Origin of the sequence: Duganella caerulea, assembly GCF_040362985.1 — a bacterium.
GTDB lineage: Bacteria > Pseudomonadota > Gammaproteobacteria > Burkholderiales > Burkholderiaceae_D > Rugamonas > Rugamonas vulcania.
In genome coordinates this window covers 526,414-537,538 of the sequence record NZ_BPWJ01000002.1, presented here as the reverse complement: position 1 = coordinate 537,538, position 11,125 = coordinate 526,414, and the positions used below count along the sequence as shown (strand labels likewise).

Below are 11,125 nucleotides of genomic sequence, written 5' to 3'. Positions count from 1 at the left end.
AATGATTTTTATAATTTTAATTCATTTTATCTTTTAACCGGCCGGGCCTAGAATGGACTCATGAAACGTCTCTTTTCCACTGTCGCGCAAGTGCTGTTGCTGATCGCCGCCTGGTATGGCGCCGACCGCGCCGCGAGCTGGCTCGGGCTGCCCTTCTCCGGCGGCATCGTCGGCCTGCTGGCGATGGTCGCACTGCTGCTGAGCGGCGTTGTGCGCCCGGGCGCCGTCGAACATGGCGCGGACTGGCTGCTGTCGAATATGCTGCTGTTCTTTATTCCGCTGGTGGTGTCGGTGGTGCAGTTCACCGGTTTGCTGAAGAGCGAGGGCTTGCGGCTGTTCGCCGCCATCGGCCTGGGTTTCATCGCCGTACTGCTGGCGACCGCGTTCACCGTTGAATGGGTGTGCCGGCTGGATCGCGGCCGCCGCCTGCGTCGCCTGCGCGTGCAGCGCAAGGGGGCAACCGCATGAAACCCCTGCTGTTCCTGCTGCTGACGCTCGGCCTGTTCTATGCGAACCAGGCCTTGTACCGGCGTTACCGCTACTTCTGGCTCACGCCGGCCATCGCCACGTCGGCCATCCTGATCGCCGTGGTGGAGCTGTCGTCCACGCCGTTCTCACAGTACTTCGGCGATACACGCTGGCTGCCTTGGCTGCTCGGTCCCGCGACCGTGGCTTTTGCGCTGCCGATCTACCAGTACCGCGATCTGGTGAAACAGCATTGGCTGGCGCTGGGCCTGGGGAGTTGCGCCGGCATCGCGGCATCGGTGGGCAGCACGCTGCTGCTGGATCGCCTGCTTGGCCTGCATGGCAGCATGGCGCAAAGCCTGTTGGCGCGGTCGGTGTCCACGCCGTTCGCGTTGGAGGCGACGCGCCATCTGGGAGGATCGACCCAGCTGACGGGAATATTCGTCATCATCACCGGATTGTTCGGCATCCTGCTGGGACAAGCGCTGCTTGGCTTGATGCCGCTGCGGATGCGTATCGCGCGCGGTGCGCCGTTCGGTGCGGCGGCGCATGGCTTCGGGCTGACCACTGCGCGCCAGATTGGGCCGCAGGAAGGCGCCGTCGCCAGCCTGACCATGATCTTCAGCGGCATCCTGATGGTGTTGCTGGCCCCGTGGCTGGGGACTGTGCTTACCAGTGCATGATGGCACGCACCTGCGGCAGCAGGTCGTTGGCGATGCTGGCGGTTTGCTCCCTGGTCGGATGGCCGTCGGTGGCGTCGCCGGGATAGGGCTGCGATGCGACGTAGTGCACGCGCTGGTCGCCGGTGCGGCGTACCGTCTCGTTCAGGTAGTCCACCAGCGCGGTTTTCTTCTCCCCTGTCTGCAGGGCGCCTTCGGTCAGCGCGATCTGTGCTTGGGGGTGATCCCGCAACAGCATTTTGACCAGCCGCACGTAGGCCTGCACATAAGGTTCGCGTTCGGGTATGCCGGGATTGACGTCGTTGTTGCCGATGGCGCTGATGATCAGGTCCGGCCGATAGCCGCGCTGGTCCCACGGCACCGGATGCGCCTTGTCCGCAATCGTCAGTTGATAGTAGTCGGCCAGGTTCAGTTCATCGGTCTTGTTGTCCCAGGTGCGCACCAGGCCACGTCCGCCATAGCAGACCAGCTGCACTTGCGCGTGCAGCTGCCGCGCCATCACCATGCCGTACGATGCGCGGGCGTTCCACCATGACGGCTCCTTCTTCGCTCCCGGAACGCGGTCGATGGCTTCGCCGCAGGTGACGGAATCGCCCAGCATCAGCAGCTTGCGGTCCGGGAGAACGGGAGCCGGTTGCCATTGGCCGTCCGTCTCGAAGCGCAGCAGCGCGGCGGTGCCATGCCAGGTCTCGGAACGGTTGACTATTTCTACCTCATGCGCGCCGGCGCTGGCGCCCTCCAACAGCGTCAACGTCTGCCGGCCCGGCGCCAACCTGACTTTGCGTGCTTCGCCATGGTCGACGATCACGTCCAGATAACTGTTGCCGCCGCTGGCTTCCGCCTCGGCCTCCAGGCGCGTGCCCTGGAAGTTCAGGAAGAAGCTCACGCCGGGATAGCCGAAGCGCACAGCACCGTCCTCGCGGACCTCGCCACGCCCCATGCGCGCCACGTGCGGATCGGCTGCGGCTATCGGCTCGGCGCCCATCAACTTGCGCAGGTCCGGCAGCATCGCGTCGGACCAGATCTGATACCCCTTTGCGGTTGGATGCAGGAAGTCGGCCATCACCTCAGGCGACATGTCGCCATCCGGTTGCAGGAAATGCGTGCCGTAGTCGTGGAAGAACACATGGCGGCCATCATCCAGTTTGGCGATCATGCGGTTCAACTCCGCGACCTGCGCGCGCTTGAGGCTCTTGGCCGATTGCTCGTACGGCAGCACGGCGTTCAGCAGCACGCGGGCATCGGGGTACAGCGTGCGCAGTTTGGCCAGCACCGCTTGCACCCCGTCGAACACCTCGGCCGGCGTGGCGCTGCAGTGGAAGAAGTTGTTCACGCCGATCGTCAGCACCACAACCTTGGGATGCAGCTTGTCCGCGTGGCCGTTCTCCAGCCGCCACAGCACGTTGCCGGTGTGGTCGCCACCGATGCCGAAGTTGGCCGGATGCCAGGCGCCGAAGGACTGGTCCCATATAGCCTTGTTCCAGCCTTCGGTGATCGAGTCGCCAACGAACAGCAGGTCCACGCCGCCCGCGTCGGCGATCGCGGTCTGGTCGCGGAACATCTGCTGCCAGCGCTGCACGGACATCCACGAATACTCCACCTTGCGCGGAACCGGCGTGGTGCCGCATGCGCTGCCGTCGCCAGTCAGGCCGGCCTCGCTGCCGATGGCCAGCGATTGCGGCGCCACGTTCCAGCCGCGCAGGTCCAGCCGCACGTCGCCCCGCCCTTTGAATGCGATGGTGACTGTGCGCGCCTCACCCGGCATCAGGCCCAGATAGTTATCCGAGTAATAGACCGGCAAAATCCGCTCGCCAGCCGCGTTGAATAACGTCAGCTTGCCGCCCAGCGCTGGCGCGGCGTTGCGGTTGCTGAGCGTGACTTCCAATTTGCGTTCGCCGTCCGGCGCGGATTTGGCCCAACGCGCGGAGACGCCCAACTGCACGGAGGCCAGCTTGTTCAGCTCCTGCTGGTCGGCCGGCGTGGCGCTAGGCCAGTAGACGTTCTGCGACAGCTGGTTGCCGCCGGCGTCCTTCAGGCTCAGTTTCAGCACAATCAGCTTGTGCTGTGCCAGCAGCGCACCGATGCCGACATCGATGTTCTCCGACGTGGACACGGCGGCAACCCGCACCGGCCGGTCGCCATGGCCGACCATCTTGCCATCCACCGTCCACGCGAACCAGGACAAGGTGGCGTCATCCAGCGCGGTGGCGGGATTGTTCACCACCATCAGCTGATAATCCGGCAGGTTCATTTGCACGTGCACCGGCTCGGCCGCACTCTTAACGCCATAATAGGCGCCGTGCGTGTCGTAATCGTGGCTCATGATCTGCCACATGGTGCTGGGCCAAGCCGGCTGCGTCATCCACAGCATGCGGCCGCTGTTCTGGCGCCACAAGCCAGCGTTCATGCCCTCGAAGATGGCGCGGTGGCTCTCGTAGTTGAGCAGCTGCGCCTTGCGTTCGAAATCCACCAGCGAGGCCGGCGCGCCGTACTCGTTCGCCATCGCCGTCGTGAAGGACTTGATGCTGCCGTTGCCGTCCGGGTGCCAGTCGTGATAGCTGACGGTGTCCCCCAGCGGCCACTGGTCGGTGGCCGGCACCGCTGCCTGCAGCGCCTCCACCGTCGGGAAGGACGGCGTGCCCACCTCCACCGAGAAGCCCTTGGCGTGCTCGGTGAAATAGCTGGCCGGGGCCTGGTAGTTGTACGGGCCGCTGTTCTGCAGGTTGATACGGTTGGAACTGCCGGTGTACCAGCGCGTGCCGTCCAGCTGATAGATCATCGACTCCAGCGCCTCGTTCAGTACCGGCTGCGGCACGCCCTCGTTACGGCCGAACCACAGCACCACCGACGGGTGGTTGCGATAGCGCTTGACCACGTCGCGCGCGTTGTCGACGAACAGGTTCACGTCCTGCGGCTCGAGGTTGTAGTCCTGGGTCGAGGCCCAGAAGTCGTTCAAAACCATCAGGCCATATTCGTCGGCCAGGTCGAAGAAGGCGTCCTCGGTGTTCTGCCCGACCCAGTTGCGGATGATGTTGACGTTGGCATCGCGGTGCAGGCGGAAGTAAGGCTCCAACCGTTCACGCTCGATGCGCTTGCGCCAGTCTTCCGTGCCCCAGTTTCCGCCGCGCGCCGCGATGCGCACGCCATTGACCTTGATGACCAGGAAGGGGCTGAGCGTGGTCTCTTCCAGCGGACGTATCGCCGCCGTGCCTTCGGCCTCGGGCCGCAAGCCGGTGGCCCAGTTATTGTCGGACAGCTTTTTGATCGCCTGGTGGCGCGCGTCGGTGATACGCACACCCAGTTCGCGGCCCTTGGTGAAGTCCGCCTCCACGCGGCGCAGGTGGCCGCTTTGATCGACCAGCGACAGTTCGTACGTCACTGCGCGCACGCCGAAGCGGCTGCTGGCCTGGTCCGACAGCTGCGCGCCTTGCAGCACTTCGAGCTTCAGGTCGTGCAGGTCCGGCGCGCCGTAGCCGTTCGGCCACCACAACTTCGGATGTTGGAGCCTGAGCGCGGCGAAGTCGGCGCGCGTGAAGCGCACGCTTTGCTCGCCCGGCGCCAGCGTCACGTTCTTGCTGACCAGGATGGGCTTCATGCCGCCGTCGCGCCGGCTGATGGTGGCGCGCACCGTCGCCCGCAGTGGCGCCTTGGACAGATTGGTCACGGCGGCTTCGATGCTGACGTCGGCCACGCTGTTGTCGGCCTTTGGCAACGCGGTGATAACTTGCGCGTCGCCGAGTTTGAGCTCGCGCGTCGCGCGCAGTTCCACGTCCTGCCACAGGCCGGTATTGCGGTCGCGGACGGACGGTATCCAGTCCCACCCTTCGGAGGCAATGAAGGTCGGACCGTCCTGCGCCAGCGTGCCGCCGTTCTCCCCCGCGCCGGCGGTCATCGATTCCTCTTGCGGCAAACCGGGGTGCGGTGGCGGCGAGACCTTGACGGCGACGACGTTCTGGCCCCTGAGCTTCAGGTAAGGGCTGATGTCGAAGGTGCCACGCACGAAGGCGCCCTTCATGCCGCCCAGCTTGCGGCCGTTGATCCACACCTCCGCCTCGTAGTTCACGCCCTTGAAGGTCACGAACAGGTGCTGCCCGGCCTTGAATGCGGCAGGCAGTTCGAACGGCGTGCGATACCAGTAATCCTGCTTGTTCAGCGATTCGGGAATCGCCAGGTTGTTCAGGCCATAATCGGGATCGGGATAGACGCCCCGGTCGACCAGTGTGGTCAACACGGTGCCGGGCGTGGTGGTTTGATACCAGCCGGCTGCATCGAATCCGGGCGACGATATCTGCGCCGGCGTAGCGCGCACCTGCGGCGCCGCCTGCAGCTTCCATGACTTGAGCGTCCAGAGATTGGGGCCGCCCTGCGCCAGCGCCGGGCCGTTGTAGGCCGGTTTGGCCTTCGGCTCCTGCAACGGCGATCCGGATTTCGGCAGCGTCCATGGATCTTGCGGCGCGGTCTGGCCGTACATCTGGCGGATCTGGATAGGCCATGATGGACTGCCGGTCTCGAAATTGATCAGCGCTTCGCTGGGCTGGGCCGCGGCCGCAGCGCGGACCGCTTCCGCATCCACCACGGCGCTGCCGACCACGAAGCCTGCGATGCGCCCCGCGTACCCGGCGCCCGCTCTGCTGCGCGGCGCCAGCAATATCTGCGCGGCCGAATTACCGTCGCCCGCCCGGGACGCCGGCAACGCCACGTTGCGTTGCGCCACCACGCTGCCGTTCGCGTACAGCGTCATCGTCCTGCCGTCATAGCTGGCCGCCAGGTGTACCCACTCGCCGGGCGCCAGCTCCAGCGGCGAAACCACCTCCACGCCATAGCCGCAGAAGCCGAACTTGCCATCCACGCTGCACAGGAACCATCCAATGCCTGCCTGGGCTCCGGTCACACCAGCCATCAATGTCCGCCCGGGTACCGCCTCCGATGGCTTGAACCAGCCGCTCACGCTGAACGGCTGCGATTGGGCCGAAGTGAAGATCTCACCCTGCGTCACCTTCTTTAGCAGGCCGTCGCTGGCGGCCGGGAACTCCGCGTTGTAGGGTCCCCAATGGTCGCCCGCCTGCGCGCCGGTCCACGCCAGCACCGCCAATAGCATCAACTTGCGATTCATCCGCGCACCTTCAGGCGTAACAGCAGCACGCTATGCGGTGCGAGTTTGCTTTCGAGCTTCTTGCTGGTGTCGCCGGATTTTCCGCTCCAGATTTCGGTCCAGTTGTACACGGTCTTCTTGAAATCCGCCTCGCGCTTGCTCAGGTCATCGCCGATGACGTGCTTCTTCCAGTCGTAACTGATCGTCGTCGCCTGCTCGCCGCGGTTAAGCACCATCACCGCCCAGTCGCCGCCGGCCAACGGCCTGGCCCAGTATTCCAGATGGGCGCCGTCCATATACTTCAAGGCCTGCACGCCCAGCTTGTCCTGGCTGATTGCAATCACGTCCTTGTTGGCCAGGATGCGGCGTGTGGCCTCGGGCATGCTGCGCAAATCGTTCCCCATGATCAGCGGCGACGCCATCATCGCCCAGATGGCGAAGTGCGCGCGGTCCTCGTCCTCGCTCATGCCGTTGCCCACTTCGAGCATGTCCATATCGTTCCAGTGCCCCGGCCCGGCGAACTTGCGCAGGCCCGCCTGCTTGTCGAGTATCCGCAGCACGCCGAACTGCGACCACGAGCCGTGATTGAACTCGCAGTCCCAGCATGGATAGATATCGCCGGTGGTGCGCCAGGAGTGGCCGACGTCCGCCGCCCATTCCCACGGCTTGCTTTCGCCCCATTCGCACATGCTGAACATCATGGGCCGGCCCGCACTGCGGATCGCATCGCGCATGGTGGTGTAGGCGCCGACGGGGCTCAGGCCCTTGCTGTCGCACCAGTCGTACTTGACGTAGTCTATGCCCCACGATGCGTAGGTGATCGCGTCCTGGTACTCGTGCCCACGGCTGCCGGGATGGCCGCCGCAGGTGGTCGCGCCCACGTCCGAATAGATGCCCAGCTTGAGGCCCTTGCTGTGCACATAGTCCGCCAGCGCCTTGATCCCCGACGGGAAGCGCTCCGCGTTGGGACGAATCACGCCGTCCTTGTCGCGCGTGCCGTGCCAGCAATCGTCGATGTTGACGTACTCGTAGCCCGCATCCTTCAGGCCCAGCTTGACCATCGCGTCGGCGGTGTCGCGTATCAGCTGCTCGTTGATATTGCAGGCGAAGGTGTTCCAGCTGTTCCAGCCCATTTGCGGGGTGGCGCCCAACCCTTCGAACTTCTGTGCGCCGGCGTTTGCGCAGACTACCATCGCCAACAAGACCAACAAGCGTTTCACAGGGCGACTCCTCAGTGTTTGATGGCGTGCAGACGGTCGGCGTATTCCTTGATCAGCAATAGCGAACTGACGTCGGAATCGAACACCGAGTACAGGCCCTGCTCTTCCTGCGGCGGATCGCCGACGAAGTCATTCCCCGGTTTCCACCAGTAGTCCGCATTGGCCGCGCGGCCGGCGCCACCCCATGCCCAGAAGTTGAAGCCGGCGATCGGATCGCCCTTGCTGGCGCGCCGGTAGATGATGTCGAACACCTCGCGGTAGAAGCGGTCGCGGATCTTGGTGGTGGCCTTGACGCTGAACGATGGACCATCGCGGTCCAGGCCAAACTCCTCCAGCACGATAGGCTTGTTCAACTTCTTCGCCAGCTCGATGTGCGAGTTCAGATAATCGCGGCTCTTGGCGATGGCACCGTCCCAGCTGCCGGTTGGGTCCTTCGAATCGAACCAGCCCCAGTTCTTCGGCCACAGGTGATAGGTCAGGTAATCGATGTTGTGGGTGCGGTGGGCATCCTGGTAGAGCTGCGCGTCTTGCGCGGAGCCGGCCAGGCCCTCGCTGCCGCTGCTGACCATGTGGTTCTTGTCCAGGCTATGGATGTAGCCCGCCACCTCGTCCACCCACTTGACGTAGACCGCCTTTTCCTCGGGCGTGGCCGCGCCGCTGCCAGGACGCGGCTCGTTCGCCAGCTGCCACGACATGATGCTGGCATCCTCGGAATACGGCTTGCCGGTGATGGTGTTGACGCGCTTGACGATTTTCGCGATCACGTTGCGGTACTCGGCCTGCGCGGCGGCGTTGCGATAGAAGCCGGCAGTCTTCTTCATGAAATCATCGTATTCATGGGTGACGTTCGGGTCCAGCGCCGGCGTGCCCTCGAACCAGTTCAGGTACTGCGTCATGCCGCCCGACCATTGCCAGAAGTTGTTCAGGTAAAGCACCACCGTCATGTCGCGCTTGGCCACTTCGGCCAGCAGGAAGTCCAGGCCGGCCAGCAGTTCCTCGTCGTACTGGCCCGGCGCCGCCGTTGTGGCGGGGCGCACGGCGCTCTTCATCTCGGTCTTCTCGGATACCGCCAGCACGCGCAGGTTGTTGATGCCCAACGCGTGCATATTGTCCAACTCCTTCAGCAGGCGCGCACGTTCGCCGACGCCGCTCGCCGCGCCAAGGTAGCCGCCATACCAGAAGTTCGCGCCGACGATGTAGTAGGCCTGGCCTTTGCGACTGAAGTGCGTCTTTTTCACGCTGACGAAATCGGCCTTGCCTGCGCCGCCGTGGGCGTCGATAGCGCTAACAATACCGCAAGCGCTTAACATCAAGGCGGCCGCGCAGAATTTATATAGTTGTCTCATCATTTCGCTCTTTTTTATGGTTGGTTTATTTGCCGGCCTTGCCGGCGACATCCAGTACGCGTTGCGGCAGCTGCACGGTAATGCTGGCCGCTCCGGTATCCGCCGCGTCATGCGCCAGCAGTACCTTGTAGCCGCCCTTGGCGATGCGCCAGGTCTTGGAGCGGCTGTCGAACATCGCCAGCAGGCGCGGATCGACGCTCACGCTGACTTCCTTGGTTTCACCCGGCGCCAGCTCGACCTTGTCCCAGCCGGCCAGCCGCTTCGGTGCTTCCCACTTGATTCCTTGCGGCGCCACGTACAACTGCGGCACGTCCTTGCCCTTCACGGCGCCGGTGTTGGTCACCTTGAAGCGCAGCTGCAGCTTGCCGTCCTTCTGGCTGGCGGCCAGGCCGGAGTAAGCGAACTGCGTGTACGACAGGCCGTGACCGAACGGGAACAACGGCTTCAGTCCTTTCAGGTCGAACCATTTGTAGCCGACCGCCGCGCCTTCGTGATAGTTGACATCGAAGCGCTTGCTCTCGTCCTTCGGATCGCCATCGAGCACGGGCCGTGGCAACTGGCTTGCCGATACAGGGAATGTGGCCGGCAGCCTTCCCGACGGATTCACTTCGCCGAACAGCACGCGTGCGATGGCCTCGCCGCCGCTGGTGCCGGCGTACCACGCCTGCAGCACGGCTGCGCTCTGGCCCAGCCAAGGCATCAGCACCGGGCCTCCGGTCTCCAGCACCACCACCGTCTTCGGGTTGGCCTTGGCCACGGCGGCAATCAGCGCATCCTGGTTGTCCGGCAGCGACAGCGAGACGGCGTCCACAGATTCGCCCACCCACTGCTGCGCGAACACCAGCACCACATCGGCATCGGTCGCCGCGCGGGCTGCGGCTGCGGCGTCCACGCCATCGTGATAGACCACGCTGGCGCCTGGCGCGCGCGCCTGGATCGCCTTCAACGGCGACGACGGATGGTAGACCACCGGACCGGGCCAGCTGGCCGGCCCGATGCCGGTGACGGCGCTGCCGCCCACCGGATACACCAGCGACGATCCGCCACCGGCCAGCACGCCCACATCCGCATGCGCGCCGATGACGACGATCTTCTTTGCACCGGCCTTCAACGGCAGCACGCCGCCGGCGTTCTTCAGCAGGACCATGCCCTCCTCGGCATCGGTGCGGCTGACCACACCGTGCGCGGCGAAGTCGATCGCCCCGCCTTCCGCCACCGGATGATCGACCACGCCCTTGTCGAACATGGCGCGCAGGATGCGGAACACCATGTTGTCCAGGCGCGCCTGCGGCACATGGCCGTTGGCGACCGCCTCCTCCAGCGCGGCGCCAAAGTAAGCGCTCTTGTCGAACTCCCAGGCCGATTCCTGATCGAGGCCGTTGTTGGCGGCGGCCACGGTGCTGTGCACCGCGCCCCAGTCGGACATCACGTAACCCTTGTAGCCCCAGTCCTTCTTCAGCACCTGGTTGAGCAGGTAGTCGTTCTCGCAGGCGTAGGTGCCGTTCAGGCGGTTGTAGGCGCACATGACGGATCCGGGGTCGGACTGCTCCAGCACCAGCTGGAAGGCCAGCAGGTCGGACATGCGGTTGTCGGCGTCGCCGATGCGACTGTCGACTACGAAGCGGCCGGTCTCCTGGTCGTTGACGGCGAAGTGCTTCATCGTCGCGATCACGTGATTCGACTGGATGCCCTTTACCTGCTGCGCCACCATGGTGGCGGCCAGCAGCGGATCTTCACCCGCGTATTCGAAATTGCGGCCGTTGCGCGGTTCGCGCAGCAGGTTCACGCCGCCGGCCAACATCACGTTGAAGCCGGAGGCGCGCGCCTCCGCGCCGATCATCGCGCCACCGTTGTAGGCCAGCTTGCGGTCCCAGGTGGCGGTAGTGGCCAGGCCGGACGGCAGCGAGGTGCGTTCACGAGGAGTCTTGGTGGCCTGCGTCGCCACACCCAGGCCGGCATCGGTCTCGAACAAGGCCGGTAAGCCGAGACGCGGCGTTCCGGGGATATAGCCCGCCGAGAAAGGCAGCGCGGCGGGATTGCGCTTCTTGTCTCGGAAGTCGGAGCCGAACCAGCCCATTACCCAGCTCAGTTTCTCCGGCTGCGTCATGGCCTTCAACGCGAGTTCGGCGCGCCGGTCGGCGCTCAGCGACGTATCCATCCACGTGCGCTCGGCCACGGGAACGGGAACGGGCGGCGTGGCCTCGGCGGCATACGCCGGCAGGGAGACGGCAACGACTATCACCGTTGCGGCGGCGAGCGCCATCGCAACCGCCAGCGCAATCGCCAGCGGACGTAAATTCAATTCAGCACGCATGATTTCCT

The 11,125-nt window shown here is 64.8% G+C and carries 6 protein-coding genes; 2 read left to right on the top strand and 4 right to left on the bottom strand.

Translation table 11 applies throughout. The features are described 5' to 3' along the window. Positions 1-60 precede the first annotated feature (60 nt). On the top strand, positions 61-468 hold the full coding sequence (locus tag ACUJB0_RS07225; RefSeq protein WP_444844632.1) for a CidA/LrgA family protein: 408 nt from the start codon (positions 61-63) through the stop codon (positions 466-468). Further along, complete coding sequence (locus ACUJB0_RS07220) at positions 465-1,148, top strand: LrgB family protein (protein ID WP_444844631.1); 684 nt, start codon at positions 465-467, stop codon at positions 1,146-1,148. The genes ACUJB0_RS07225 and ACUJB0_RS07220 overlap by 4 nt, the downstream gene beginning before the upstream one ends. On the opposite strand, the gene axe2C is transcribed toward ACUJB0_RS07220, so the two are convergent. Genes axe2C through ACUJB0_RS07200 form a run of 4 tightly spaced genes read right to left on the bottom strand, consistent with a single transcriptional unit; the run spans position 1,135 to position 11,117 of the window. Further along, positions 1,135-6,258 carry a bifunctional acetylxylan esterase/glucomannan deacetylase AxeC2 gene (gene axe2C, locus ACUJB0_RS07215; protein WP_444844630.1) on the bottom strand — a complete coding sequence of 1,708 codons (5,124 nt, stop codon included), beginning with the start codon at positions 6,256-6,258 and terminating at the stop codon, positions 1,135-1,137. The two genes, ACUJB0_RS07220 and axe2C, sit on opposite strands and share 14 nt — an antisense overlap. Continuing rightward, complete coding sequence (locus ACUJB0_RS07210) at positions 6,255-7,457, bottom strand: glycoside hydrolase family 27 protein (RefSeq protein ID WP_444844629.1); 1,203 nt, start codon at positions 7,455-7,457, stop codon at positions 6,255-6,257. The genes axe2C and ACUJB0_RS07210 overlap by 4 nt, the downstream gene beginning before the upstream one ends. Positions 7,458-7,468: 11 nt before the next feature. Then, positions 7,469-8,806, bottom strand: a complete 1,338-nt coding sequence (locus ACUJB0_RS07205; protein ID WP_444844628.1) for a glycoside hydrolase 5 family protein — start codon at positions 8,804-8,806, stop codon at positions 7,469-7,471. Positions 8,807-8,828: 22 nt separating this feature from the next. Continuing rightward, on the bottom strand, positions 8,829-11,117 hold the full coding sequence (locus tag ACUJB0_RS07200) for a beta-glucosidase family protein (RefSeq protein WP_444844627.1): 2,289 nt from the start codon (positions 11,115-11,117) through the stop codon (positions 8,829-8,831). Between the last annotated feature and the right edge of the window lie 8 nt (positions 11,118-11,125).

Coding starts and splice junctions, on each gene's coding strand:
- ACUJB0_RS07200 (WP_444844627.1), bottom strand. CDS start 11,117: ATGCGTGCTGAATTGAATTTACGTCCGCTGGCGATTGCGCTGGCGGTT.
- ACUJB0_RS07225 (WP_444844632.1), top strand. CDS start 61: ATGAAACGTCTCTTTTCCACTGTCGCGCAAGTGCTGTTGCTGATCGCC.
- ACUJB0_RS07205 (WP_444844628.1), bottom strand. CDS start 8,806: ATGATGAGACAACTATATAAATTCTGCGCGGCCGCCTTGATGTTAAGC.
- axe2C (WP_444844630.1), bottom strand. CDS start 6,258: ATGAATCGCAAGTTGATGCTATTGGCGGTGCTGGCGTGGACCGGCGCG.
- ACUJB0_RS07220 (WP_444844631.1), top strand. CDS start 465: ATGAAACCCCTGCTGTTCCTGCTGCTGACGCTCGGCCTGTTCTATGCG.